This is a genomic window from Paraburkholderia sp. WC7.3g, assembly GCF_050436345.1.
In the GTDB taxonomy this organism is placed as follows: domain Bacteria; phylum Pseudomonadota; class Gammaproteobacteria; order Burkholderiales; family Burkholderiaceae; genus Paraburkholderia; species Paraburkholderia podalyriae.
Window position 1 is genome coordinate 2,839,619 of sequence record NZ_JBNDMA010000002.1, and the last position, 25,300, is coordinate 2,864,918.

A 25,300-nucleotide genomic window follows, 5' to 3' on the forward strand; every position below is an offset into this window, starting at 1 on the left:
TACCAATGACTAGTGCATATGTAGTGGGCGTCGGAATGACAAATCTCGGGAAGTTCGTGGACAAGTCGGTCAAAGATCTGGTTCGCGAAGCAGTCAATTTGGCACTGCGGGACGCCCGGTTGGAACTCAAAGATGTGCAAGGCGCGTGGTTCACCAACGCACGTCAAGGTCAGATGGAGGGGCAAAATTCCATCCGTGGGCAATGCGCCTTGAAAGCTATTGGAGTTCAAACCATTCCCATTATCAATGTGGAGAACGCATGTGCCAGCGGCAGCACGGCTTTCAACCAGGCCATGACGAGCATCTTGGCCGGCCAGCATGACATCGTGCTCGCTGTGGGTGCGGACAAGCTCTTTTATCCGGAAAAAAAGGAAGCAATGTTCAAGGCATTCAATGGCGGAACGGATGTCCACCTCGTCAACGAGACGTTTGAGCGCCTGGCGAATCTCGGCAAGTCGGCTGTGCCACCAAGCGTGGAGGACGACATGCGAATCGGCGCACCCGGACGCAGTTTTTTTATGGATATTTACGCCGGCCTGACGCGTCAGCACATGGCAAAATTCGGTACTACTGCTGAGCAAATCGCGGCAATCGCTGCCAAGAATCACCGCCATTCCGTTCATAATCCGCACGCGCAGTATCGCAAGCCCATGACAACCGAGCAGGTTCTGCACGACGCTCCTGTCGTGTGGCCCCTCACGCGCTCAATGTGCTCACCCATTAGCGACGGCGCCGCCGCCGCTGTGCTGATGAGCGAAAAGGCGCTGAAGCAACTCGGTTCACGGCGCGCGGTCAAGGTGGCGGCTTCCGTAATCGTAAGCAGTTCAGATCGCGACCCGGACGACTACGAACGACATTCGGGACTGATCGCCGCGCGCAAAGCTTATGAGCAAGCCGGGGCAGGTCCGGATGAGATGAGTCTGGCCGAATTACATGATGCAACGGCGTTTGCCGAGGTGTTGCAATCCGAAAACCTGGGGTTTTGCGCCCGTGGCGATGGCGGACCAATGGGACTTTCCGGTGAGACCTCACTCGGCGGGCGAATCCCGATCAACGTATCGGGTGGCCTCATCTCGAAGGGGCATCCGATCGGTGCTACCGGGTTGGTAATGATCCACGACGTAGTGACACAACTTCGGGGTGAAGCGGGATCCGGACAGGTGGCAGGCGCCCGCTTTGGCATTATCGAAAACGGGGGTGGACTGCTTGGCGTTGAAGATGCCGCCACGGCTGTTCACGTGCTCGGGCCTCTGATCAACTAGCCAGCTCCGCAACCAGCATCGCTCCAATCAGCGAGCGTCTAAGACCTACTGACCCGTGCCACGAAAGTTGGCACGCTCAACCTCATGATGTGCGGGCGTAAGCAAGATTTTGCGGTTGAACTCTTCAAGGCTCTCCGTACCTCCCATGCGTGCAGCCCGGCTCCCGGACAGCGGCTGCTCCGGCAGCCACCTCTTCTGGCTGGAACAATTCGATCAAGAAGTGGATAAAGATCCTCCGTGAAAGACCGCGACCACTTGGATAAACGGCATGCATCTCCGAGTCTGCAGCGCGTGGGACTGACGACATAGTCATCCAACACCCGCATCAGCTGACCGCCTAGTATTGGCAGCCGGACCATCCACTCATGGACCATGATAATGCCGGTGCCTGCCAACGCGGCGGAGAGCAAAACCAGGCCATTATCGGACCGCAGGTTCCCGTGGACGGCAACGTCCTGTCGTGCACCATTCCTCGAGAATGCCCACATATTGCCGTACGACCGCGCTGCATAGAGCAGACAGATATGGTCCCGCAGGTCGTCAGGTGTCTTCGGAATGCCTCGCCGCCTGAAGTATTCTGGCGAGCCGCAAACAATCCGGCGGATTGGACTAATAGGTCTCGCGACCAGTTCCGCATCGGGTATGTCGCCCGCCCAGATGGCCACGTCGATATTGTTCGAAACGAGGTCTACCCGCTCGTCAGTCAGTGAAATATCAAAGCCCAGGTCCGGGTATCGCTGCAGCAGGTGAGGAAGTGATCTGGTCCCCGAAACGAGGCCGCCTCCGATTTGGCATTGCTGAGTTCCCTTGCGATCGTACTGACGCGATCATGAAACACTTGTCCCGGCTCAGTCAACGCCAGACTGCGAGTAGTGCGATTCAGAAGCCTGATACCCAGTTCAACTTGGAGCGCCTGAATCTGTCTCGCAATCGAACTGACCGAAGAGTTCGTGCAACGTGCAGCCGCCGAAAAACTGCCGTCCTCGACGACCTTTATAAACGTCTGGATTTGCGCGAACTCGTCCGTTGCGAAACTGTTCCCGGGATTCGCCGATTGGACAGCCGTCATGCGCTGCCGCACCTGCGGCATACCGTGACGACGGGGGTACGCCCTGGCTAGGAGTGCTTCACGGCTGCAGTCGTTGGCTCTTCCTCGCCCCTTGCATGCGACAGGCAGATCGAAACCGCGTACACGGCCCCCCCAGCCAATAGCGTCGGCGCGGCAAGCAGGCCAAACACGTCTGCCGCCCGCCAACCTAGCGTGAGCAGTTCACCGCCCAGGAACGCGCCGGCGACAGCGCCGGTTCGACCGACGCCAAGAACCCATGCAACGCCCGTCGCGCGCGCCTGCGTCGGATAGACCCTGGCCGGATAAGCAGATGTAGAAGTCGCCGCGCTGGTGAGGACCATCCCACAAAGGAAAATCAGAACACCAAAGAACACCGGTGCGCTACCGACGCTCCGCCCCACGATGAATACCAGCAAGGCCGCCAACACGTATGCGAACGTTATCGTGCGGTTCGCGTCGAAACGATCCATTAACCAGCCGGTAATGACGGTGCCGATCACCCCGCCAAGCGGGAACAAGGACGTCACCAAGGCACTGCGCGACGCGTCAAAGCCCGCATCATGGAAAAGTGTCGGCATCCAGTTGACGAGCAGGTAATAGACGACCAGCGTCAAAAAATATGCAGCCCAGAGCAGCAACGTGCGCGGCAAATAGCGCCGGGACAATACTAGCGCAAGCGCCGCGCCGCGCGCGGGCTCGCCGCGCTGGCTGGCAACGAACCTGCAGTTGTCGAACTGCTGTTGCGGCGCGATCCGCTTAAGGATGCGAGCGATGCGTGCATGCGTGCCTTGGCGCACCGCAAGAAATTGGGCTGATTCCGGCATTGCGACAGCGACCAGCAACGCGATCAGGCAGGGGCCGACGCCGCCCGCGATTAACACGCTCTTCCAGCCTGCATGCGGTATGAGCCACGCCGACGCTGCGCCGCCAATGACCATTCCGCAGGAGAAACCGCAGATCATGCTGTTGACCACGACACCGCGTATGCGCTCCGGAGCGTATTCCGACGTGAGCGTTATTCCAGTCGGCATCGCGGCACCAAGCCCCAACCCCGTCAGGAAGCGGAACATAAGCAGGACACCAATGGTATGTGCCTGTGCCGCCGCGAGGCTCCAGACACCAATACAAGCAATGGACAAGACCAGCACCGTCTTGCGGCCAACGCGGTCGGCCAGCGGACCGGCGGCGAGCGCGCCAATCCCGACGCCGAGCAGCGCCGCGCTCATGACGGAGCCCAAGGCGTCACGTGCCACCCCCCAATCGCGGATCAGCGCCGGCACGATGTAGCCGATTGCCGCGTTGTCAAAACCGTCGGCGGCGAACGCGAGAAAACATAGCGTCAGTATCAACCACTGGCAGGGTGAAAATCGCTCACCATCGATAAACGACTGAACGTCGAGCGTGCGAGTAGGCTGATTCATCTAGCGTGTCTCCTGTTTCAGCTTTTCGGTGCCTGGAATCGAGACATTTTCGCCTGAATCCGAGACTAAGCGTGGTATAGGTGCAGTGAAAAACGGTCAGTGTGATCTGGCATTAAAGGCGTCAGGCGTTACCTCCCGATATTGCCATCGCCCGCGCTTCCCGGCGAACGACTTTGCCCACCGCGCTCCGTGGCAGCGATGTGACGATTCTCATATGCTTCGGCGTTTTGACGGACCCAACGCGCTCCTTGCAGAATGCGATGAGTTCATCCTCGGTGGCGATCTGGCCCTCACGGAGTTCCAGGGCGGCCTCGACGCGCTCGCCCCAGTGGTCGTCGGGTACCCCGAATACCACTACCTCAGACACCGCCGGGTGCTGGGCGATTACAGCTTCGACATCCGACGGATAGACGTTGAACCCGCCGCTGATCACCACGTCACGTATCCGGTCCTTGATGTACAGAAATCCGTCTTCATCGACGAGACCCACGTCGCCCGTGCGGAGCCAACCGTCACGGATCGCCTTCGCCGATTCTTCCGGCATATCAAGGTATCCGCTCATCAGCAGATCTCCGCGCGCACAAATCTCTCCCGGTTCATTGGGGCCGAGCCGGTTTCCCTCTTTGTCCTGGATCGTGACATCCACCAGAGGTGCGACTCGACCAACCGACGTGAGCCGCCTTTCGTCCGCCATGTCGCTCGCGCGTGCGGCGGACAGAATCAGAGGCGCTTCCGTCTGGCCGTAGGCAGTTTCGATCACTGGACCGAACACTTGTAGCGCTTCGCGCAGGCGGGCGGGTGATGCAGCTGCTCCGCCCCAAATGAGGTGGGCCAGGCGGGACAGCTCGCGCGGCCGCGCCTTCTGCTCGTCAATCAGCTTATAAAGTAGCGTCGGCGGAATCCAGGTACTCGTTACGCGCTCGCGCTGCATGAGGTCGAGGAGGTGCCCGGGCGCCGCGTTCGATGTCAGCACCACACGTCCACCTTTGGATAGCGTCGGCAGGATGAACGCCCCCGCCCCATGAGTCATCGGTGCAGCGCAAAGATAGCGATCGTTCGGTGTCAGCTCGAACGTCATCACGACCGCACTGACTAGCGCGTTGATGCATCTAAAAGACTGCAACACCCCCTTAGGCACGCCCGATGAGCCGCCTGTAAATTTGATGGCGTTGATGTCTGTAATGCTGGCACTCCATTCAGCGCGTTGCCCCCAATGCTTGCGCTCGAGTAGAGTCATGGCCCGCGCGTCGGCCGGGTATGCATCGACGACCGACACGTGGCGATCACCAGCGGTGAACTTGTCCAGATAGGCTCGATGAACGACGACCACGTCCGGTTTGGCACGGCCGATCTGCGCATCGAGTTCAGGCGGGGCGTTACGCCCATTGAGCGGCACCAGAATCGCTCCGCAGGCATGGACCGCCATCAACGCTACCAGCATCTCGACACTGTTGGGTCCCAGCAGCGCGACAGTCGGCCGTGTTTTGCCTGCCAGGTTCTGTAGCCCCGCTGCCAAAGCATCACTTCGATCAATCAATTCCTTATATGTCAGACGACAATCACCATCGACCGCCGCCACGGCATCCGGACAGACGAGCGCCGAGTGGCGCAGGAAGTTTATGGGAAACATCAGTTATCCAGATTAAATGTGTTGTGGTCCGACATCACGTGCTTCTCTGCAGTCATCCGCGCTTGCCAATGCGACGCGCCACGAAGAGGTCATGTCCAATCGGAGACGATAGAACCGCGTCGCGCTTCGCCAAAACAAATCGGCCTTCTCCTCGGCGCTCGCACTGGAGGCGATCCGCTTGACGCCATTTAGTCCGACGCCGAAGCTATAGCTTCCCTTATCGACAGGGAAATTGCTACCGTACATGCATCGGTCCGCACCGAAAGCCTCGATACACGTTTCAAACCAGGGGCGCCACGCATCGGCGAGGTCTGCTGACGACGGGGCCCGGTCCCGATCCTCGAAGCGGAAGCCGGATAACCGCATACCGAGACCACTGAGCTTGACCATTACGTTGGGGCATTTGGCAAGGTCATGGAGCGAAGCCTTCCATTCGGCGAGCACCTCCTGCTGCCTACCTGCGAAACGCTCGATGCCCAGCACTCCCCCGCAATGGTTCAGCACGATGGGCGTCTCTGGAAAGGCGCGCGCCAGCGACGTTAGTCGCGGTATCTGAGGAAAGAGCAACCAGGCATCGAAACTAAGGCCAAGCTCACCCAGATGCGCAAAACCAGCCCGAAACGGCGCGCTATCCATCATGTCTTCGGTGGTCGAATAAGCTGCCGCATTGAATAGGGCGGCGTCGCCGTCCCAAGCGAGAGACTGGCGAATGCCGCGGAATCTGCCGCCTTCCGACGCTGGGCCGCCCCCCGCTGTGATATGGCGTTCCAGCACAGGACGGACGTCGTCGCCGAGAAGCAGATCCGCGAAACCCACAATGGCCGCGCACATTCGCACATCACCATAAAGCCCGCTGGCGCTCATTGCTGCCACTCCGTTGGCAAATTCGGTCTCGCCGACCGGGCTCATCGCCGGGGAAACGTCGGCCCGATACATCGTCCGCGCCTGCACATACACTGTTCCGCGCACGTCATGACCGCATCGCAGGTCGGCAAGCATGTCATCGAATAGATATTTGAGACCCGGACGTTGATAAAGGTGATGGTGCGAGTCGACGACCGGGAGTGCGGGATCGAGTGGCGCTTCGGTTCGCGCGGCGAGCCACTCTGGCCTGATCGGATTGTGCTGAAAGGCACCATGAGTCATCGGGTCCTCCTTGTCGCCGCGCCTACCTGGCCGCTGTCACGCCGCCATCCACGACGAGTTGCGTCGCGGTGATGTATTTCGCCTCGTCGCTTGCGAGAAACACTATGGCATTCGCAATGTCCCACGCGTCGCCCATGAAACCCATAGGAATCGCGGCGTTGCGGTTGGCATTCAATTCGTCGGCGGATACGCCCAATTGCTTGGTGATCCGTGTTTTGACGGTCGGTGTGTCCATCATCCCGACCACGACTGTGTTGACCCGTATGCCCTTCTTCACGTAGGCAATGGCAGTCGAGCGGCTGAACGCCATAAGTCCAGCCTTCGAAGCCGCATAAGCGACGTGCACGCGTCCGCCGACCTGATGGCTCATGTGCGCGATGCTTGAGACGTTAACGATTGCGCCACCTTTGCCTTCAGCCTCAAACTGCCGCAGCATGATGGGAAGCACATGCTTGCAGCCGAGAAACGCCGTCTTGAGATTCAGGTCCATCTGCGCATCCCACGCGTCGACGCCGAGCGACACGGGATCACCCGGGACACTCCCTCCCACAACGTTGACCAGGATATCAACCCGACCGAACTGTTCCACGCACGCGTCGATCGCCGCCTTGACGTCATCATTGGACGTCAAATCGCATCTTTGCCACGCCCAGTTCTTGTGACCTTCCCGCTCCATGATCGCCGCAGTGTCAATCAATGCCTGCTCATTGATGTCCACACCGAACACTTTGGCGCCCTGCCGAGCCATCAGCACCGCCGTGGCCCTGCCGTTGCCCCACCCCTCACCCAATGAACCCGCGCCTGCGACGAAAGCCACTTTACCAGTCAGATCCAGCATGTCTCGTATCCTCGTTTTTGAGTCGGTAAGCGATCAGGGCGGCAATTGTTAAGAACGTGTCACCCTTGTCCGCGAACTCGTGGGCCCGTGCGGTCGTGGCTCAGGTAATGAGCCCAATCTCGCGGGCCTTGATTTGCAAGGCGACGTAATGTGAGTAAATGCGTGCCTGCGATAGGCCGCTGCCGAGAAACCATAGCCCCTTTTGCGCCGTGGGCCTGTACATGTTGTTGAGTTCGCCGTCCTTCGCGATTCCCCAAATGGGACCGACTATCTCGGCAACCGCGGCACCCAACAATTCCCTCACCACGTGCTGCTGGCTTTGATAGCCCGTGGCGGTCACCAACAGGTCCGCCTTCTCCACGCGCCCGTCCTTCATCAGCGCACCGTCCTCGACAAAGCGTTCGATGTCCTCGAAGTGCAGCAGGCCGACCTGCCCATTGACAATCAATTCCGAGCAGCCGCAGTTCAGATAGTAGCCACCGTGCGTACGGCGCACCTTCATCATGTACCCGGTTCCGTCCTCGCAAAAATCTAGCTTGAAGCCCCGTGCGCGCAGACCGTCGAGCAGCACCTTGTCCAATTCCTGCTGCCGCTTCGTCACAGCCTGCGCATTTCGCACCGCAATGGGGTAGGTAGCGGACAATGCCAGCAGGTCGCAATCCTCAATAGGCAAGCCGTCATCGTAGTAGGTGGTATAGGTAACGCATGCGGCGTCAAGGCTCGTGACTGCGATCGGACCACGCTGGATTAGCTTGACGTTTGCGCCGTGGCCATGCAGGTCCTGCGCGATGTCGTGGCCGCTCGTGCCTGCGCCGAGCACCAGCGCATTCCTTCCGCGCCAGGGTGCCCCGTCCTTGTAGTCGTGCGTGTGCAGGACCTCGCCCTTGAAGTCCTCGAGCCCTGCCAGCCTAGGCCGCTTGGGCGCACCAACGATGCCATTAGCGAACACGATATGCCTTGGCCGAAGCACACGCTCGGACCCGTCGGCGCGACGCACCGTCGCATGCCAGTGGCCAGCTGCCTCATCATATTCCCCGCCCACAAACGCCGTGCTTGTCCAGACATTGCACTCCATCGCCCATGCGTAGTTCTCGATCCAATTGGCCAGCATGTCCTTCGCAAGGTACTTCGGCCAGGTTGGTGGAAACGGCATGTATGCCATGTGGTTCAGCGCCACCTGATTATGCAGCGCTAACGAGTGATACCGCTGGCGCCACACGTCTCCCACCCGAGGCAGCTTCTCCACGCATAGCGCGTCCACACCAATCATCCGAAGCCGAGCCGCTGTGGACAAGCCCGTCTGGCCAGCGCCAATGATCAATACGGCAGGCTCGCGATCTTCGAACGCTTGCTCCTTCGCACGACGCTCCGCCCAGTTCTGGCTGCCGAACTGGCGAGAGTATTCCGCGCCCGATGGACGCCGCTCCCCCACCGCCGGCTCATGGCCCTTCAGCTCCTGCAGCGACGTCATGAAAATCCAGGCCCTCTCGGGCTCGCATTCCAAGAGCCGCACGACGCCACTACCACGGCCGTCGGCTGTCTCGAAATTAAAAATAGCCTCAGTCACTGGAATCCCGATACGCTTGACGCGACGCGGCGGCGTACGATTTTCCGCAATCTCGAACCGATGCGCCTGGATTTTGTGCTGTCTGCTTATGAGCTCGTTAACGATGCTCTCGCGCCCCTGATGCGGTGTAATGCTCCAAGTGAACGCCAGCAAATCACGCCAGTGGCATTCGTCGGCAAAAAGCTGACCCAGGGCGTCGCGGTTCAGCGACTTCAGCGCCTGCTCGAGACGAGACAGCCACCTTTGAACCAGATGCGCCTCACTATGCACACTCTCAGCGCTGCTGGAGATAGAGATAACTTCTTCCATAACGTTCGTTCCTTGTTTGTGCCTGGCAAAGCAACCTTTCGAGGTTTGCCCGTGTGAACAAATTCTAGTAGCGGTGTTAGCCATCGGCTACCCGCGGACGCGGTTAGGAGTCTTGCTCCGGCCGCAAAAATCGTCGGCCCGCGCGCATCTACCGCGGTACGACGCCAACCCGACTTTTTCTGTCTGGCGCAAATGAGCTTTGCTTAAGACACGCTGGATGCGCCTCCAGTCACACGTCTATTCTTTTTCTACAACCATGCGTGGCACGGCGTTCCCGCTACCTTCACGTCCTGCGGCATGAACTGACCGCGATACCTTCCAAAGCGGGCGGCAACCCCAACTGCGACCGCGGTATTCGCTCCATCAATAGCTAGCCCGCCGGCGCAACCGGCGTAAGGAGGCGATGTGCACTATGACCAGGACCAACTCGACGGCACTTTCGATGACCCGCGCGTGCCGGAACGTCTGCGCCTGACGGCCCCGACGTCATTTGAAGCCGCCGCCCGGTTCTGGCGCGTCGCTATCGGCGACGAGCATCTTTCACCTAGAATGAAGGAGCTCGTGCTGCTTGCGCTGCATGCATCGGCGACGGCGCTGAATGAAAAGGCTATCAGGCGGCACGTCGAACGGGCCAGAGTGGCCGGCGCATCGGAGCACGACGTGATTGACGTCCTGTTGTCCATCGTCGGCTTGAGCAACCATGCGCTTTACTTCGCCGTGCCGATCCTCCTCGAGGAGCTGCGAGCGACGCGTGGGCCGGATGCCGCCGAGCTACCATCTACGCGCTCCGATATCGAAGAAATACGAGAGGACTTCGTGAAGACGCGCGGATTCTGGAACGAACAGCGCGATACCATCGCGCGGCTGCTTCCGGATTACTTCAAGGCGCTGTCGGGACTATCGACTGAACCGTGGAAGCATGGTTCGCTGACACCCAAAGAGCGAGAATTGATCTACATTGCCATCGACTCTTCCGTTACTCATATGTATGGAACGGGCCTTGCGCTTCACATACGCCATGCGCTGCAGCACGGCGCTACACGAGAAGAGATCCTGACGATCTTTCAATTGGGCGCGCTAACGGGCCTCGAAACCTTCATCCTGGGTTCGGAAGCCTTATTCGGCAGAAATTGACGGACCGCGTGGCGACCGACGACCGACGACCAGTCGCTGCGTTGCACGGTGTGGTGTCGTTGCCGGTGGCGTCTGCGCCGGGTTTGTCTATAAAAGACACCGGCGCAACCCCGACCACCCGGAGCCGGAATCTCCAGATTTTTTACGCGCAGCGATGGTCATTCCACCCACGCGACGACGTCGTCGATCGGTGCCCGCGAGGTGCGGAACCTGTTGGCGACGTGCTCCTTGTCTTCGAATCCGAAGGAGATGCCGCAGATGATGCGATTCTCGGCGCCAATATCGAGGTGCTTGCGCAAGAGATCAGGCCATGAGGCCAGTGCGGCTTGTGCGATTGCACTGACGCCTACTGCGGTGGCTGCCAACATGAAGTTGGACACCCAGGCGCCGCAATCCATGACCCCGTGAGTGCCGAGGAAACCGTCACTGCATACGACCGCGAGGTGCGGAGCACCAAATAACCGGAAGTTCTCTCTCCCCTGTCGCGCCGCGGCTTCGCGATCGCCTTTCCGCACGCCGGTGGCTTGATAAAGGGCCCAGCCGCATTCTCGCCTGCGCGTCTGATGAACGCCGCGATACTCGCGCGGCCAATCGAGTTCGGGCGACGGAGCGATGTTCGCTGAGGCGCGGGCCATCAGATCGCTACGGAGACTCTCGAGCGGCTCGCCGCTCACCATGTGGACCTGCCAGGGTTGGGCATTACACCAGGATGCAGTGCGTTGCGCCGTCGCCAGAATTTGCCGGATGACATCTCGCGATACTGGCTGCGGCAGAAAGGCTCGGCAGCTGTGTCGCCGCCGCAGCAATCCGTCGAGGCAAGTAAAATCTGCTGTGACTGTATTGGTGCAAACGGAAACCATCTTTTCTTCCTCCTTTCCAGTGCCGCTGCAGCGGCGTTAATGAACGGATAAGAACGATGCGTGTAGGCGTCGGCAGCACACAATGTCTGGACTCACATGTCGGACGTGCGGCGGCTCGCCGTTTGCGCGGCGCGCACGCCGATCGACTCAATTCCGCCCTGAGCTAGTTGTCCCGGTTGATGGGCCTGGCCCGTCTGCGCGGCAGCGCTCAGTCGTCTTTGAATCACCGCTCGCCGCAACCCGAAGCAGATTTGACTCAGCAGCAACAAGGCGCAAAGCGTGATCAGCACGGCGCTAATCGGGTGTTCGACGAAGATCATCATGTCGCCGCGTGACAGCAGCAGTGCCCGGCGGAAATTCTCTTCGAATGGTCGCCCGAGCACGAAGCCGAGCAGGATTGGCGCGACGGGAAAGTCGAGTGCAAGAAGGACCGCGCCGACTACGCCGAAGAAGAGTGCCTCGCCAACATCGAAAAGCGAATTATTCGTGGAGTACACCCCGATGGCGATAAAGCCCATCGCCAACGGCAAAAGGTAGCGGTAAGGCACCTTCAGCATTCTGACCCAGACGCCGATCATCGGTAGGTTCATGATCATCAGCAACACATTGCCGATCCAGAAGCTTGCGATCAAGCCCCAGAAGATGTCCGGGTGTTCCCTGATCATTTGGGGACCCGGCTGAATACCTTGAATCAGCAGCGCGCCAAGAATGAGCGCCATCACCGCGTCGCCGGGAATGCCGAGACTCATCGTCGGGATGAAATCGACCTGCGTCTTGGAATGGGACGCAGCTTCCGGCGCTGCAACGCCCTCGAGTGCCCCATGGCCGAAGCGTCCGGGCTTGCGAGATACCTTCCGCTCGAATGCATACGCTACGAACGACGCTACCGTCGGACCGGTCCCGGGCATTGCGCCGAAGAGCGTGCCGACCAACGTTCCGCGAATCGTCGGCCAGAAAGCCTGCTTGATCTCCGTCTTGCTCGGCAGCATATCCTTGAAGCCTACGTCCATCGTCTTGTTGCTCGACGTGACCGCGTGCATGCGGTTGATACTGACGAGAAAATCAGCCACACCGAAAAGGCCAAGTGCTAGCGCGACGAGTTCGATCTTGTCAGAGAGTTCCAGAAATCCAAACGTGAACCGTTGCACGCCGCTAGTAACGTCCGTGCCGACGATGCCGAGCAGCAATCCCAACGTCGTCATGGCGACGCCCTTGAGCGGCGAGCCGCGAGCCATCGTGGAGCCCGCCAGAAGGCCGAGCAGCATGACCGAGAAGATTTCCGCGGGTCCGAAATCGAAGGCGATTCGTACCAGCAGCGGCGAGGCGATGATCATCACGACGATGCCGAACGATGCGGCGAAGAACGATGCAAACATCGCGACGCCCAGCGCCGTTCCTCCTTTTCCAGCCTTGGCCATCGGGTACCCGTCGAGGCAGGTTACCGCATGCGGCGGGTGCGATGGCAGGTTTAACAGGATCGCACCTATGGCGCCGCCATACATCGACCCGTAGAAGATGCCGGCTAGCATCAGGACCGCGGGTACCGGATGCATCGAATAGGTAATCGGCAGGAGCATCGAGATGGCCGTCAGTGCGCCGAGCCCCGGTAAAACGCCTATCAGGTTGCCTATTAGAACACCGACGAACGACCACCAGATGTTGTGAGGTTGCAGCGCAATCTCGAAGCCATACCAGAGGTTTGTGAGCGAATCGGTCAGCATGGCTCAGGCACCTCCCCACGTAAACAGCGGAAAGGACATTCGCAGCGCGCCCCATATCACGACGATCGCAAACACCAGCATGATCGCCATCAGCAGCAAGCCGTCCTTCAGCTTATTGTCGCGGTCACCCATCGCGGCGATAAAAACGACCGCTGCGCAGGCGGCCAGCAAGCCACCATAACGGCCCAGAATGACGAAAGCGATCAACGCACCAACGATGCACGCCCACCCTCGCCACTCTGGGGGCAACGTCTCGGACTTGACCACACCCGCACGCGCACGCTCGAGCCAAGCAGCAACGGCAATGGCTGTGCCGGCAAACATCAACAAGACCCCCAACGCGACCGGGAAAAAGCCCGGCCCCATCTGCCGGAGCGTTCCGATACTGTATGTCGCGCCCATGCCAGCTGCGCTCGCACCAATCAGTATCATCAAGCCGCCACCCAGATAGTCCTTCGGTAGCGAAACCAATGGATTCGGCATTCGTCCCTTCTCCAATTGCCAGACAGCTTCCGAAGCCGTGTTCGCTGCGCACCACCTCGACCATACAGGCAGCTCGCGAACAGGACTCAGTCGTGCCTTGTCTCCGATATTTACTATATGAACTCTGGTAGCCAGATGATGGTGCGAGAGTAGTGTATGCCTCACTCCAAGCCCGATCTATGTGCCCAGCCGTTAAGCAGTTTTGCGCGCGGCGGCAAGACACTCGGCCCGCCTGCCGTACCGGCTCATTTTTGCGAGCGCGAGCAAGCAGCTTCGCACACTGGTGCGTTGACTTCGCTGCCGACACACCCCTAAGCTCGTCCGAGCTACCGGAGAAATCATGACCAACAAAACTGCTGTTGTCACAGGCGGCGCGTCCGGGATCGGGCGACGTACTGTCGAACGCCTGATTGCCCACGACTGGACCGTCTGGTCCCTGGACGTTTGTGAACATGCACCGGATCAGCATGCGTCATTGCAGACTTCGCAAAACCGACTGCGTCACCTCCAATGCGACGTGGCCGACGTCGAGAGCGTCCGGTCCGCATTCGATGCCGTCCGCCGCCAGACGGCGAAACTCGACGCCTTGATCTGTTCCGCAGGCGTGATTCGCGTCGGAGCGCTCGAGGAGCACACGCCAGAAGATGTAGATCTGCTGCTCGGCGTGAACGTCAAGGGTCCGTGGTTGACAGTGCGCGAAGCGCTTCCGCTTTTGCGTGAGCGCTCGAGTGTTGTCCATCCTGCGCGCGTGGTGATGGTCGGCTCCTGTGCAGGCATCCGACCCAAGCCCGGCTCGGGTTTCTACGCAGCGACGAAGGCGGCGCTCCATTTGCTCACCGGTGTACTCGCCGTCGAGTTGGGGCCCTCGGGCGTTGTCGTCAACGCCGTAGCGCCCGGAACCGTGGCAACGCCGATGCTGAACGGCGCGGCCAAAACCGATGTCACTTCGCTGTACAAGCCGACGGGTGTATCGCCGCTCGGCCGCATCGCCGAACCGGACGACATCGCCGATGTCATCCTGTTCTTCCTGAGCGATGCGGCCCGGTACGTCAACGGGACAGTGCTCCCTGTTGACGGCGGAACCCGTGCAGCCTTCTATCCAGGCAATACCGCCATGCAGCCGGTGGCAGACGCGTCTCTCGATGGGACTCCACAATGACAGGACCCGCCATGAAAGCGATACTTGCAACCTCCGCCGGTGCACAGCCCGGCGACACCCCCGTGCCGCGCCCTGAGCCCGACCAGATCCTTGTGCGTGTAGGCGCGGCAAGTCTGAATCGGGCCGATCTTTCAGGCGTGGCTGCAAAAGATGGCAAGGTGATTGGCATGGAGTGGGCCGGCGAAATCGCCGGGGTCGGAAGTGCCGTGACCGAATGGAGACCAGGCGACCGCGTGATGTGCACAGGAACCGGTGCATACGCGGAATACGCCGTTACGGATCGGGGCCGCGCGATGCGTATTCCGGACGGCATCGCGTTCGAGGAGGCAACGGTCCTGATGCTCGCCTGCCAGACCATGCACAATGCGATCGTCACGGCAGGCCGCATGCAGCGCGGCGAGACACTCATGATCCACGGCGCCAGCTCGGGTGTCGGACTCATGGGCATGCAGATCGGGAAGCTACTCGGAGCAGGCGCCGTGATCGGCACTTCGACGAACAGCGCAAGGCGTAGCCGGCTCCAGGAATTCGGCGCGGACTATGCGCTGGATGCCTCCGCGCCCGAATGGGTAGAAAGAATCCTTGACGCGACTGCCGGAAAGGGCGTGGATGTCATCGTGGACCAGGTGAGCGGACCGGCCTTCAACCAGACCATGAAGACCTGCGCCAAGCTCGGTCGCATCGTCAATGTCGGCCGGCTCGGAGGCAGTGAGGGTGTCGTAGATTTCAATTGGCACGCGCTGCGTCGCATCTCGTACACTGGAGTCACTTTCCGTACGCGATCAGTAGATGAGATTCGCGACCTCACGGCACTGATGGCACGCGACCTGTCGGCCGCCATTGCCGAGCGCAAATTGCGGCTGCCGATCGATCGCGTGTTCCCCCTCGAACAGGCCGCCGCGGCCCTTGACCGAATGAGTTCGAACGCCCATTTTGGCAAGATCGTCCTGTCCGTCCCGGCCTGACTCCTGTCTGCGTTACCCAGGCACGAACTCTAAAAAAAATGCCGTTCAGCGCTTTTGCTGAACGGCATGACAGGCTGCGATGACGGTCGCGATTCGCGATATTACTCCACCGTAAGGCGGCGATAGATTTCCTCTTCGATCTCGATCCAACCACGCGCACGCCCTTCGGCCAGGCGCGCGTCGGTCGCGCTTCCCGGCACCCTCACGGGACCGCCGCCCTCGATGGGACGGGAGCTTTCGATGGAGGAACGCAAGACGCCGATGCGCTGCTTGAATTCGTCGACCGGCATCAAGAGTTCAGGGTTGATCGTAATGAACAGATAGCCCCACTTACCCGCCTCGCCAATGATGGGATCGCTGCCTGCGAGAATGCCAAGCGCCTGCACGACCAGCGAGACGCTATAACCGCGCGCACCGCCCCATCCCAGAATTGCACCAGCGAGCGCCGCTGCGGGGTCCGTGGTCCGCCGTCCTTGCGGGTCGACAGCGCAGTCCGACGGAAGCGGCTTGCCGAGCTGCCCGTGGTAAATGACGTCGCCCCACATCAGCTGCGAGGTGGCGAAGTCGATCACGAGTGGCGAGCGCTCGCCGGGAAATGCAAACGCGATCGGATTCGTCCCGAGCAAACTGTCGGCGCCGCCATGTGGCGCGACTCGAGCCGTCGAGTTCGCGGCGTGGATCGCGATGAAGCCCTCGTTTGCGGCAGGCTCGACGTAATAGCGAAGCAGTCCGGAGAACCAGCTGTTGTTCACGCCCACAATGCCCACGCCGCTCGCCTTCGCAAGTGCCATAGCCTTCTTCATCGCTATGACAGATGTGACGTAGCCGTTGACATTCGCCCCGTCGATCAGCGCGGAATTATCCGTCTCCTTGACCGTCCGGATTGTGCCGCCGGTTCCGGTCTTGCGCAGCCGTTCGGCCATGGGAATGAGCCTAGGCAGGCCGGCGTACGCATGTCCGGCAAGCATTGCGTAAATGAGGTGATCGGCGACCATTCGCGAGTGTTCCTCGGACATGCCGCGTCGCACGAGGAAGGCGACCGCCACGCCATGGGCATCGGAGGTATTGATCTTCACTGGGTTCTCCATCGGGACAGGTTAGTGAGGCGTGAAATGGATGCTGGCAAGAAAGTCGCGCCATTGCGTCGTTTCCGTTTCGATCTCGTGCGCAAACAGCTGCGGGTTGGACTGGGGTATGAAACCGGAGAAAGTCGATTCGATACGATCTTTCATATCCGGTGCCGTCGAGACGGCGTGAATGTCTGCGGCGATGCGGTCGAGTACGCGTGGCGGCGTGCCCTTTGGCGCGAACACTCCATTCCAGAGGACCGGGTAAAACCCTTTGTACCCCGCTTCACGCACTGTCTGGACGTTCGGCAACTCGGGGAAGCGTTCTTCGCCGAACGCCGCGATAGGGTAAATGCTGCCGTCGGCGATATGCCCCTTCAGCGCCGCAGGTGTGTTCTCGAGCACCTGCACCTCGTTACGAATCAACGCAAGGATGATGGGTAGCGTGCCGTTGTAGTTCACTTCGGAATACTTCACACCGAGTCCCCTGAGAACAAAGCCCGCGCTCATATTGAAAGCGGTGCCCGGCCCTGTGCCACCGTAGAAGATTCCGCCAGGCACCGACTCACTGAGCGTGACAAGTTCGTGGAGATTTTTCGCCTTGGCATACGTAACGGCATTCGTAGCCAGCACCATCTTGAACTTAAGGTACTTGAGCACGGGCGCGAGCTCGACCTGGGGATCGAAATGTACGTTCGCATTGGTCAGCTTGGCCATGGTGGTGCTGAGGCTCCCGATCAGCAGCGTGTGACCGTCAGGCTTCGAACGCATGACATAGGCAACGCCGATCATCGTGCTCGCGCCCGGCATGTTCTGCACAATTACGGGCTGTTTCCACAGCGCCGAAAGCTTCGGCGCGACCATCCGTGCCCAAAGGTCTCCCGTGTTACCGGGCTCATAGGGAACGATCAACGTCACCTGCCTACCTGGAAACTCGTCCGCCGCCGCGAGACCCGGTGCAAGTCCGCCGGCCAGCAAACCAGCGAGCGCGAGGCACGCGTCACGGCGGTTCATGCGCGAAAAACCCATGAATGTCTCCGTCTGTATTTGGAATGTTCGTCCCGCACTGGGCCGGGATCTGCATGCGGTCCGGATGGATCCGCGCTACTGCCAGCCGCGTCAACTGCCCGTCTTCGTCTCCAGATAGTCCGGATCCTCCAGTTCCGGTGCAACGCCGCTTGGCAGGCCTAACTCGAACGTGTTAAGCGTGAACGATGCGAGGCAGTAATAGCCCAGAATCGCGACAAGCTCCGCCATTCCGCGCTCGCCGAGCTGCTCAATGCCGCGCGCGTATAGCTGCTCAGGCACCCGGCTCGTCGAGAGGAGCGTCGACGAGACGTCGTAGACCGCACGCATGCGGTCTTCGCTGATGGCCGGCACGCGACGCGCCGCGATGGCCTCGACAACTTGCGCGTCGAGACCCGATTTCAGCGCTATTGCCTTATGTGCGTTCCATTGCACGTGTGCAGTCCAATGCCGGGCGCATACAAGAATGGCGAGCTCGCTGAGCTGCGGCTCGAGCGTTGTCTGATAGCGAAGCAGCTCGCCTAGCTTCTGCACCCGTCTTGCGAGGTCCGGGTTTCGCAACCAGGCAATCATTGGCGCAGGCACCTTTCCGCGCGGCCCGCTGATCACTTCCGCACAAACAGCTGCCTGTTCAGAGGTCATGGCATCTTCAGATGGCATTTCCAGTCGTGGCATAAAGTTGCTCCTTTCGATTGACTACCAAGCGGCTGCTATACGGCCCAGCGGAATCAGCCCGTTGCGCGCGGCCACCAGTTCTTCACCACCAGCAGCGCCACGGTGCTTCCTCAGTGGCGCTCCCCCTGCGGCGTAGGCGTCCTGCCAACCACTTCGCTGTTCGCGCCTGATCGCCCGCACGGATATAGCGAATTCTAGGAACTGGCCGAGTGCTTGCATACGCAGTTAAGTGACAAGGATTTTTGCCCGTGAAGCAAAGACCTCGTCGCCTCGTTCCTCGATGGCGCGCACCACGGGTCATGTTTATCGGCGCTCGAGCAACGGAGCCCCACGAGATCGGTCGATCCACGGCGACCGTCCTACGCCTGGCCCGCTCTTCCCGATCACGCGTCAATCCGGCAACGAGTGGTGGAAGGCGATGGTGACCGTTAAGAGGACTGAGCCAGAAGCTCAGAGCGGAGCGCAAACGGTTCGAGCAAGTGGCCAGATGGTCATCGGCGCCACACGCGCGTGCTGCTGCAGATTTCGATGTTCTCTACCAACCGTCGCGTCGAGAGGATCCGGACCGGCAATCCGGGTGGCTGATATCGTCCGCGCAGACACGTTGGAATCTCAGTCGCAGTCGCGCTTGACCGATTCGCCGGATGAGAATTGCACCTTCCAAATTTGCGAGTTGGTTCCTGTCCTTTGATCTCTTACGCTGTATCAACGACACAACTCCGAGCTCGCGATCGAAAGACGCCAAGCAAACCTCATTTGCTGGCCGCGCTCGCGCGTCACGTAACAAACCCCGAATACTCACCACCACTGGGTTTACCCTGGGAGACATCCGAACTATGAGCAAGATCAAGAACCGCATCGATCAGACCTACGACGAGCTAGAGCTAGGGCAACTCTTCCGTTCCGGGGGACGGACTGTGACGGAGACGGACGTGGTGAATTTCTGTGCCCTGACCGGCAATTGGATCGAGATACACTCCAACGTCCAGTACGCATCAAAAACTCGCTTCGGTAAGCGACTAGTACAAGGGTCGCTCACGTATGCGATCGTAACCGGCCTGATCCAGTTTGGCCTCGGGATCCAGGCGAACTACGGCATCGACAACATGCGCTTCCTTGCGCCAGTGTTCATCGGGGACACCATTTATGCCGCGTGCGAAGTCATCGGCAAGAAGGAAAAGGATGCGAAGTACGGCGTAATCAAGTTCCTCATGAAAGCGATCAATCAGGACGGAATTGTCGTGCAGAAGGGAGAGTGGAGTCTCCTGATGCTCCGTCAACGAGAGGAGCTCGACGCGCTCATCAATCTCTCGCTGCCTGAACTGAAAGACTGAGAGGCGCGCATGACACCCAAGCCACAAGCCGCTATTGTCGGGATGGGAGATGCCTACGCGTCCGTGCGCGAGCGTAAGGATCCTCTGCAACTTGCGGTCGAAGCCACATACAAAGCGCTTGCAGATGCAGGTATAGGTAAGGACCAGATCGACGCGGTGTTTACCGGCCGCTCGCCTTGGGCCGACAAGCGCTCGCAGTGGAGCAACATCTTTTGCTCGCACATGCAGATGCCCGTGACAATCAATAGCGAAATCACCATGCATGGTGCAGGCCTGAACGCAACAGTTGCGATGGCCTCACAGATGATCGCTGCCGGCCGTGCTCAATACGTGCTGTGTCTGCAAAGCGATGCGACGGAACTCTTCGTAGATGCGGTCGCGATGGGCGCCGAAGCGGATGCTGATCCGCAATTCGAGATTCCATACGGTCCGACGATCCCTTCCCTCTATGCGCAGGCTGCCTGCCGCTACTTTCACGAATTCGGTATAACGGAAGAGGATCTGGCCGACGTCTCTATTGCCAATCAGAAATGGGCCGTGCATCACCCGCATGCCGCAAAGGCCCGGTTCGGCGAGATCGATCGCGACAAAGTGTTGGCATCGCCTTATGTGGCGACACCTTTGCGGCGTTGGATGTGTTCTACCTGGGGCGGGGGCACGGGCGGTGCCCTGGTGGTCACCTCTGTGGAAAACGCAAAAATAGCGCGCGATGCGGTGTATGTGATGGGCTATGGCTCAGCCACCACGCACGAGTACCTAGGTGATCGCGTAAACATGCCGCGCTGTCGATACGAAGCGCTCGGGCCTTTCCCGAACCTCACCTATACAGCCACGGCCGAAGCTGCGCGGCAGGCATACCAGATGTCGCAGCTTGCCCCGGCGGACATCGACATGGCGCAGATCTCGGTCAACTTCGCGCACATGGGCCCGATCATCATGGAAGACCTCGGCTTCGCTACGAAGGGACAAGGAATCAGCCTCTATCGTGAGGGCCGCACCGGCATTGACGGCGACTTGCCAACCGACACAAATGGAGGCTGGCTGTCCTTCGGTCAGCCTGGCATCTCCTGCAATATGGACAGCTATATCGAGGCAATCCGTCAGTTGCGCGGTCAAGCACTCGGGCGTGCCGCAAACAAGCGCCCGCGTACCGTGCTAGTCCAGGGATCGGGTGGCATGCTCGCAGCCGGAAGCGTAACCATCCTCTCGTCCAACACCTGAACGGCCCGCGAACAAGGAGCATAGCGTGAGCACCGAAACGCATTCCCCCAACGGTTGGCCTCAACCGTATCGCCTGCTCGATGCGCAGCCCTATTGGGAAGCGCTACAAGAAGAGCAACTCAAGTACCAGCGCTGCGCGGGCTGCGATCAGGCGGTTTGGCCTGCGCATTCGCATTGCCCGCATTGCGGATCGCGCTCGCTCGAATGGAAGCATTCAAGCGGCCGTGGAACGCTTTACTCGTTTAGTACGATCATGCGAGGTCCAACACAGCTGTGGACCTCCATAGTCCCCTATACGGTCGGATTTGTACAAATGGAAGAAGGCTATTTTCTGTTCACGCAAATCGATGCGACTGCAGAGGAAATGGCGGTAGGAAAAGGCGTCGAGGTGAAGTTCATTAGGCGCGGCGAGCAAACGCTGCCTATTTTTTCACTGATGCGCTAACTGGCGAGTGCGGCATATTCGCTTAGTCCTAAATCAAAAAGGAGTATTGATATGGCCGGTCCACTGTCGGGAGTACGCGTCCTTGACATGACGTCCAACATCATGGGCCCATATGCGTCGCTGTTGCTTGCCGACATGGGCGCGGATGTATGCAAGATCGAATCCCCGGAAGGCGATTCCACGCGCTCGGTCGGACCGGCGCGCAACAAGGGCATGAGCGTCACTTTCCTGCACGCGAACCGCAACAAACGCAGCGTCGTGCTCGACCTGAAGAAAGACAGCGGTCTTGCCGCCTTGAAGCGCATGGTGTCTACGTCGGATGTGCTCATGTACAGCCTCAGGCCGAAGACGATGGGCAAGCTGGGTCTCGCTTACCAGGATGTTTGCAACATGAACCCGCGCTTAATCTACTGCGGTGCTTTCGGCTTCGGCCAGCGCGGGCCGTATGCGGATCGGCCCGCATATGACGACTTGATGCAGGCGGCAGTCGGAATGCCGGTATTGCAGGCGCGCAAGTCGGGGCCGCCGCAGTATGTGGCATCTGCTTTCGCCGATCGCGTTGTCGGAATGGCTATGTCCAATGCGATTGCTATGGCGCTTTACTACCGTGAGCGGACCGGTCGCGGTCAGGCCGTTCAGGTCCCCATGTTCGAAACGTTCGCACATTTCGTGTTAGGCGACCATCTGTATGGTCACACATTCGTTCCGCCCATCGGCGACTGGGGGTACGAACGCATGATGAGCCCGGAGCGCAAGCCTTACCGCACGCTCGATGGTCATGTCGGCGTGAGCGTATATACCGACCGCCATTGGCAGCGCTTCTTCGAGATAGCCGGCCGGCCTGAAATGGCAGCCGATCCCCGCTATGGGACACTGCCCGCACGGATGCAGCACGTCGTCGAACTGTTCGAATTCCTTGCGCAGATTTTCGAAACAAGGTCGAGCGACGAGTGGTTAAGACTGCTCATTGAGGCGGACATTCCCATTGTGAAGATGAACACCCCGGAAACACTTCTGGACGATGAGCATATGAAGGCCGTCAGTTTCTTTTCCGTGCAGGAGCATCCCACTGAAGGGTCGATCCGCACGCTAGGAATCGCGCAAGAATGGAGTGAAAGCACGCCAGAAATGCGCTACCCCGCACCACGTCTGGGCGAACACACCGTTGAGGTGCTGCGTGAATACGGACTCGCGCAGCAAGAGGTAGAGGCCGCGCTCCGTGATGGCGGCGCTCGCGCAGAAACCCGGGATTCAAGTGAGGAGCTGAACCATGCACAATGAGTTACCCCTGTCCGGCGTGGTCGTCGTTGAGTTAAGCGATAACGCATCGCTGCCTTTCGGCGGCCAGACGCTCGCCGGCCTCGGCGCGCAGGTGTGGAAAGTGGAGCGCCCCGGCGGCGACGCAACTCGCGGCTGGGGGCCAAGCAAATGGAAAGGCAGCGGCGCTGCTTTCCATTCCCTTAACCGAGGGAAACACTCAATCTGCGTCGACATCAAAGATCCCGAGCAACTGGAAATGCTCAAGGACTTTATATTCCGCCACGCCGACGTGTTCACGCATAACCTGCGGCCGGGTTCGGCAGGTCAATACGGCCTGGACCCGGAGAGTCTGCGAGCCCGCAAGCCGGAACTGATCTGCTGTGAAGTCGGCGCGTTCGGGCATGTCGGCCCGATGAACAAAGAACCCGGCTACGATCCGCTAATGCAGGCTTTCTCCGGAATCATGAGTCTCACTGGCGAGAACGGGCAAGCTCCATCCCGCGCCGGCGTGTCCATCGTGGACTTCGGAACGGGCATGTGGACGGTGATCGGTATTCTCTCTGCACTGTACCGCCGCAAGGTCACCGGCAAGGGCGCTACCGTCAATTCCTCGCTGCTCGAAACGGCCATTGCCTGGATGTCAGTCGGCATCGCGAATTACTCCACCGACGGTGAGCCTGGCAGTCGCCACGGCTCGGGCATTGCGTTCATCGTCCCACATCGCGCATACACTACGCAGGATGGCTATCTCATCGTCAGTTGCGCGAATGATCGCCTGTTTGGAAAGCTGAGCGAGGCACTCGGTCACCCCGAATGGGCGACGGATCCAAAGTTCGCGACGAATGCCGGGCGCCTGCAGAACCGGGCCGAAATCGACGGCCTCATCGGCGATCGGCTGGCCACCGACACCCGCGCATATTGGAAAAAGCAGCTGCAAGCCTATGGTGTCGCATCGGCACCTATCCAGACCACGGCCGAACTGATCGCGCACGAGCAGACCAAGGCGTTGGGCATTCTCGGCAAGCCGTCGCCCGACGAGATCGAGTGCGTCGGCGTGCCATTGTCGTTCGACGGCCAACGGCCGCCGCCGCTTGCGTCCGCCCCGGATGTAGGCCAGGACAACGACCGGATGCATGCACTGCTGGAAGCGGCGCAGGCGAAGTAACGGCTTGCACGCCTCATTCAATTTCACGCAAGGATTTCACATGACCCACAACGAAGCTCCCGACGCCAGTCGTCTCTTTGCCGAGTTTGTTACCACGACGCGCTTCGAAGATCTGCCGGCCAAGGCGGTTGCCAGCACTAAGCGCTCGATCTTCGACACGGTGGGCGTCATGCTCGCCGGCGGCGGCCCGGGCGCCAACGCGCAGCGCATCGTGCAGATGCTCTCACGCTGGGGTGGCACGCCTTCGGGCACCGTCATTGGACACGACGTGTGCCTGCCCGCGCCTCAGGCTGCGTTCGCGAATGCGGCGATGGCGCACCAGTACGACTTTGACGATGTGCATGACGAAGCGGTAGCACACCCGACGAGCAATTCGTTCGCTGGGGCGTTGGCCGCGGCCGAGGAAATACCCGGATCCACTGGGCGCGAACTTCTCTCTTCGGTCTTGCTGGGCAATGAGATCGTGTGCCGGGTCGGCCTGGCGATCAAAGGGTCGCTATATGACTACGTCTGGATCTGGCCGGCAGTGGTGGCGATCTGGGGTTCGACGACTGCGTCCGCACGGGTGATGGGCCTCAATACACAGCAACTTCAGTCTGCCTATGGGCTGACGCTGCACCAAACCGGCACGACCTTGGAGTGCCATCACGGCCCCGGCTCCGACGTGCGGGGCTTTCGCGATGGCTTCGGTGCACGCAACGGGGTGACCGCCTCTTACATGGCCAAGGCTGGCCTGCGTGGCGACGCTGCAGCCTTCGAAGGGAAGTACGGCTTCTACGGCGCGTTCTTCCGCGGCGAATACGATCGTGAGCGCCTGATAGGCGGACTTGGAGAGCGCTACGAGGCGGAGCGGATATCAATCAAGGCATGGCCGTCGGCGCGCGAGACGCATGCGACACTGCAGGCACTGATCGAAGTGCGCGAGAGGCAGAACATCGATCCCGCGTCGATCGAGAAGGTGGTGCTTCGCGTGGGTGAGACGAATCTTCGATTTTGCGAACCGGGCGAGGCGCGGCGACGCCCGACCGTGCGAATGGACGCGCTATGCGCCCTGCCGTTCTGCGCGGGCGTTGCATTGGCCCACGGAAGTGTGCCGTTGGCCGCGTTCTCCGACGAAGGCATGGTCGACTCACGCGTGCTCGCGCTGGCCGACCGTGTGACCTGGCAGGTCGACGAGTCGCTGTCCGAAGGCACGGTCGAGGGCGGCGACGTCGAGGTGCATCTTAAAAACGGTCAGACGTATCGTCACCAGGTCCGCCACGGCATCGGGCATCCAGACTTCCCTATTTCCGACGAGTTGCTCGTTCGCAAGTTCATCGATTGTGCGGCCCTTGCGCATCGCCGTCCTAGCGACCTCAAGGTTCGCGAATTCTGGGACGTTGTACAAAACCTCGAGAATATCCAAATAGACGAATTCTCCGCGGCGATTCGCTCGTTGACAGGAACCTGACCGGCTAGCGGGCGGCGCGTCGGCGTTGCGCTGCTCGGGTCTGCTTTTTTGACTCGCCGGAGCAGCGGACCGGGGCGGCTCCTCCGGAAAGAC

General features: G+C 60.1%; 23 protein-coding genes. 10 read left to right on the top strand and 13 right to left on the bottom strand.

Features of this window, described 5'->3' with window-relative positions:
* The first annotated feature begins 5 nt into the window (after positions 1–5).
* Positions 6–1,262 carry a thiolase family protein gene (locus tag OKW43_RS24430; protein WP_187633078.1) on the top strand — a complete coding sequence of 419 codons (1,257 nt, stop codon included), beginning with the start codon at positions 6–8 and terminating at the stop codon, positions 1,260–1,262.
* Between the two features lie 38 nt (positions 1,263–1,300).
* On the opposite strand, the gene OKW43_RS24435 is transcribed toward OKW43_RS24430, so the two are convergent.
* The 7 genes from OKW43_RS24435 to OKW43_RS24465 all read right to left on the bottom strand — a co-directional run bounded on the left by OKW43_RS24435 (position 1,301) and on the right by OKW43_RS24465 (position 9,242).
* The gene (locus OKW43_RS24435; RefSeq protein ID WP_187633214.1) at positions 1,301–2,050 is read right to left on the bottom strand and encodes a substrate binding domain-containing protein; all 750 of its coding nucleotides are present in this window, start codon (positions 2,048–2,050) and stop codon (positions 1,301–1,303) included.
* Positions 1,966–2,352: a LysR family transcriptional regulator gene (locus OKW43_RS24440; RefSeq protein WP_376776318.1), complete on the bottom strand. Its 387-nt coding sequence runs from the start codon at positions 2,350–2,352 to the stop codon at positions 1,966–1,968. Before OKW43_RS24440 ends, OKW43_RS24435 begins: the two co-directional genes overlap by 85 nt.
* 26 nt (positions 2,353–2,378) lie before the next feature.
* Complete coding sequence (locus OKW43_RS24445; RefSeq protein ID WP_187633080.1) at positions 2,379–3,752, bottom strand: MFS transporter; 1,374 nt, start codon at positions 3,750–3,752, stop codon at positions 2,379–2,381.
* A gap of 121 nt (positions 3,753–3,873) precedes the next feature.
* Positions 3,874–5,382, bottom strand: a complete 1,509-nt coding sequence (locus OKW43_RS24450; protein ID WP_187633081.1) for a class I adenylate-forming enzyme family protein — start codon at positions 5,380–5,382, stop codon at positions 3,874–3,876.
* Between the two features lie 12 nt (positions 5,383–5,394).
* Positions 5,395–6,528 (bottom strand): amidohydrolase family protein, encoded by a 1,134-nt coding sequence (locus OKW43_RS24455; protein ID WP_184057084.1) that lies wholly within the window; start codon positions 6,526–6,528, stop codon positions 5,395–5,397.
* 22 nt (positions 6,529–6,550) lie between these two features.
* On the bottom strand, positions 6,551–7,366 hold the full coding sequence (locus OKW43_RS24460; protein ID WP_184057087.1) for an SDR family NAD(P)-dependent oxidoreductase: 816 nt from the start codon (positions 7,364–7,366) through the stop codon (positions 6,551–6,553).
* 100 nt (positions 7,367–7,466) lie between these two features.
* Complete coding sequence (locus OKW43_RS24465; protein ID WP_187633082.1) at positions 7,467–9,242, bottom strand: flavin-containing monooxygenase; 1,776 nt, start codon at positions 9,240–9,242, stop codon at positions 7,467–7,469.
* Between the two features lie 405 nt (positions 9,243–9,647).
* Between OKW43_RS24465 and OKW43_RS24470 the strand changes: the two genes are divergently transcribed.
* Positions 9,648–10,376, top strand: a complete 729-nt coding sequence (locus OKW43_RS24470) for a carboxymuconolactone decarboxylase family protein (protein ID WP_184057091.1) — start codon at positions 9,648–9,650, stop codon at positions 10,374–10,376.
* 158 nt (positions 10,377–10,534) lie between these two features.
* On the opposite strand, the gene OKW43_RS24475 is transcribed toward OKW43_RS24470, so the two are convergent.
* The 3 genes from OKW43_RS24475 to OKW43_RS24485 all read right to left on the bottom strand — a co-directional run bounded on the left by OKW43_RS24475 (position 10,535) and on the right by OKW43_RS24485 (position 13,440).
* Complete coding sequence (locus OKW43_RS24475) at positions 10,535–11,236, bottom strand: nitroreductase (RefSeq protein WP_187633083.1); 702 nt, start codon at positions 11,234–11,236, stop codon at positions 10,535–10,537.
* 92 nt (positions 11,237–11,328) lie between these two features.
* Positions 11,329–12,957, bottom strand: a complete 1,629-nt coding sequence (locus OKW43_RS24480; protein WP_187633084.1) for a tripartite tricarboxylate transporter permease — start codon at positions 12,955–12,957, stop codon at positions 11,329–11,331.
* Positions 12,958–12,960: 3 nt separating this feature from the next.
* Positions 12,961–13,440 carry a tripartite tricarboxylate transporter TctB family protein gene (locus tag OKW43_RS24485; protein WP_187633085.1) on the bottom strand — a complete coding sequence of 160 codons (480 nt, stop codon included), beginning with the start codon at positions 13,438–13,440 and terminating at the stop codon, positions 12,961–12,963.
* A gap of 340 nt (positions 13,441–13,780) precedes the next feature.
* On the opposite strand from OKW43_RS24485, the gene OKW43_RS24490 reads away from it, so the two are divergent.
* Complete coding sequence (locus OKW43_RS24490; RefSeq protein ID WP_187633086.1) at positions 13,781–14,599, top strand: SDR family NAD(P)-dependent oxidoreductase; 819 nt, start codon at positions 13,781–13,783, stop codon at positions 14,597–14,599.
* An 11-nt stretch (positions 14,600–14,610) separates the two neighbouring features.
* Entirely contained in the window at positions 14,611–15,564 is a 954-nt protein-coding gene (locus tag OKW43_RS24495) for a zinc-binding dehydrogenase (RefSeq protein WP_187633087.1), read from the top strand.
* 101 nt (positions 15,565–15,665) lie between these two features.
* On the opposite strand, the gene OKW43_RS24500 is transcribed toward OKW43_RS24495, so the two are convergent.
* From OKW43_RS24500 to OKW43_RS24510, 3 genes are all read right to left on the bottom strand, one after another.
* Positions 15,666–16,640, bottom strand: coding sequence for an Ldh family oxidoreductase (locus OKW43_RS24500; RefSeq protein WP_187633088.1), 975 nt, complete (start codon positions 16,638–16,640; stop codon positions 15,666–15,668).
* 21 nt (positions 16,641–16,661) lie between these two features.
* Positions 16,662–17,660: a Bug family tripartite tricarboxylate transporter substrate binding protein gene (locus tag OKW43_RS24505; protein WP_187633089.1), complete on the bottom strand. Its 999-nt coding sequence runs from the start codon at positions 17,658–17,660 to the stop codon at positions 16,662–16,664.
* A 90-nt stretch (positions 17,661–17,750) separates the two neighbouring features.
* Positions 17,751–18,332, bottom strand: a complete 582-nt coding sequence (locus OKW43_RS24510) for a carboxymuconolactone decarboxylase family protein (protein WP_187633090.1) — start codon at positions 18,330–18,332, stop codon at positions 17,751–17,753.
* A gap of 836 nt (positions 18,333–19,168) precedes the next feature.
* On the opposite strand from OKW43_RS24510, the gene OKW43_RS24515 reads away from it, so the two are divergent.
* The 6 genes from OKW43_RS24515 to OKW43_RS24540 are packed head-to-tail and all read left to right on the top strand — an operon-like array spanning position 19,169 to position 25,207.
* On the top strand, positions 19,169–19,666 hold the full coding sequence (locus OKW43_RS24515) for a MaoC/PaaZ C-terminal domain-containing protein (RefSeq protein ID WP_187633091.1): 498 nt from the start codon (positions 19,169–19,171) through the stop codon (positions 19,664–19,666).
* Positions 19,667–19,675: 9 nt separating this feature from the next.
* The gene (locus OKW43_RS24520; RefSeq protein WP_184057110.1) at positions 19,676–20,887 is read left to right on the top strand and encodes a thiolase family protein; all 1,212 of its coding nucleotides are present in this window, start codon (positions 19,676–19,678) and stop codon (positions 20,885–20,887) included.
* A 25-nt stretch (positions 20,888–20,912) separates the two neighbouring features.
* Positions 20,913–21,332, top strand: a complete 420-nt coding sequence (locus tag OKW43_RS24525) for a Zn-ribbon domain-containing OB-fold protein (protein WP_187633092.1) — start codon at positions 20,913–20,915, stop codon at positions 21,330–21,332.
* Positions 21,333–21,383: 51 nt separating this feature from the next.
* Positions 21,384–22,613, top strand: coding sequence for a CaiB/BaiF CoA transferase family protein (locus OKW43_RS24530; protein ID WP_187633093.1), 1,230 nt, complete (start codon positions 21,384–21,386; stop codon positions 22,611–22,613).
* The gene (locus OKW43_RS24535) at positions 22,603–23,757 is read left to right on the top strand and encodes a CaiB/BaiF CoA transferase family protein (RefSeq protein ID WP_187633094.1); all 1,155 of its coding nucleotides are present in this window, start codon (positions 22,603–22,605) and stop codon (positions 23,755–23,757) included. Before OKW43_RS24530 ends, OKW43_RS24535 begins: the two co-directional genes overlap by 11 nt.
* Positions 23,758–23,797: 40 nt before the next feature.
* Positions 23,798–25,207, top strand: coding sequence for an MmgE/PrpD family protein (locus tag OKW43_RS24540; protein ID WP_187633095.1), 1,410 nt, complete (start codon positions 23,798–23,800; stop codon positions 25,205–25,207).
* Positions 25,208–25,300 lie beyond the last annotated feature (93 nt).

What these genes read in the sequence shown, in the direction of transcription:
- OKW43_RS24430 (WP_187633078.1), top strand. Translation starts at nt 6, where the DNA reads ATGACTAGTGCATATGTAGTGGGCGTCGGAATGACAAATCTCGGGAAG.
- OKW43_RS24440 (WP_376776318.1), bottom strand. Translation starts at nt 2,352, where the DNA reads ATGCCGCAGGTGCGGCAGCGCATGACGGCTGTCCAATCGGCGAATCCC.
- OKW43_RS24445 (WP_187633080.1), bottom strand. Translation starts at nt 3,752, where the DNA reads ATGAATCAGCCTACTCGCACGCTCGACGTTCAGTCGTTTATCGATGGT.
- OKW43_RS24450 (WP_187633081.1), bottom strand. Translation starts at nt 5,382, where the DNA reads ATGTTTCCCATAAACTTCCTGCGCCACTCGGCGCTCGTCTGTCCGGAT.
- OKW43_RS24455 (WP_184057084.1), bottom strand. Translation starts at nt 6,528, where the DNA reads ATGACTCATGGTGCCTTTCAGCACAATCCGATCAGGCCAGAGTGGCTC.
- OKW43_RS24460 (WP_184057087.1), bottom strand. Translation starts at nt 7,366, where the DNA reads ATGCTGGATCTGACTGGTAAAGTGGCTTTCGTCGCAGGCGCGGGTTCA.
- OKW43_RS24465 (WP_187633082.1), bottom strand. Translation starts at nt 9,242, where the DNA reads ATGGAAGAAGTTATCTCTATCTCCAGCAGCGCTGAGAGTGTGCATAGT.
- OKW43_RS24475 (WP_187633083.1), bottom strand. Translation starts at nt 11,236, where the DNA reads ATGGTTTCCGTTTGCACCAATACAGTCACAGCAGATTTTACTTGCCTC.
- OKW43_RS24480 (WP_187633084.1), bottom strand. Translation starts at nt 12,957, where the DNA reads ATGCTGACCGATTCGCTCACAAACCTCTGGTATGGCTTCGAGATTGCG.
- OKW43_RS24485 (WP_187633085.1), bottom strand. Translation starts at nt 13,440, where the DNA reads ATGCCGAATCCATTGGTTTCGCTACCGAAGGACTATCTGGGTGGCGGC.
- OKW43_RS24490 (WP_187633086.1), top strand. Translation starts at nt 13,781, where the DNA reads ATGACCAACAAAACTGCTGTTGTCACAGGCGGCGCGTCCGGGATCGGG.
- OKW43_RS24495 (WP_187633087.1), top strand. Translation starts at nt 14,611, where the DNA reads ATGAAAGCGATACTTGCAACCTCCGCCGGTGCACAGCCCGGCGACACC.
- OKW43_RS24505 (WP_187633089.1), bottom strand. Translation starts at nt 17,660, where the DNA reads ATGGGTTTTTCGCGCATGAACCGCCGTGACGCGTGCCTCGCGCTCGCT.
- OKW43_RS24510 (WP_187633090.1), bottom strand. Translation starts at nt 18,332, where the DNA reads ATGCCACGACTGGAAATGCCATCTGAAGATGCCATGACCTCTGAACAG.
- OKW43_RS24515 (WP_187633091.1), top strand. Translation starts at nt 19,169, where the DNA reads ATGAGCAAGATCAAGAACCGCATCGATCAGACCTACGACGAGCTAGAG.
- OKW43_RS24520 (WP_184057110.1), top strand. Translation starts at nt 19,676, where the DNA reads ATGACACCCAAGCCACAAGCCGCTATTGTCGGGATGGGAGATGCCTAC.
- OKW43_RS24530 (WP_187633093.1), top strand. Translation starts at nt 21,384, where the DNA reads ATGGCCGGTCCACTGTCGGGAGTACGCGTCCTTGACATGACGTCCAAC.
- OKW43_RS24535 (WP_187633094.1), top strand. Translation starts at nt 22,603, where the DNA reads ATGCACAATGAGTTACCCCTGTCCGGCGTGGTCGTCGTTGAGTTAAGC.
- OKW43_RS24540 (WP_187633095.1), top strand. Translation starts at nt 23,798, where the DNA reads ATGACCCACAACGAAGCTCCCGACGCCAGTCGTCTCTTTGCCGAGTTT.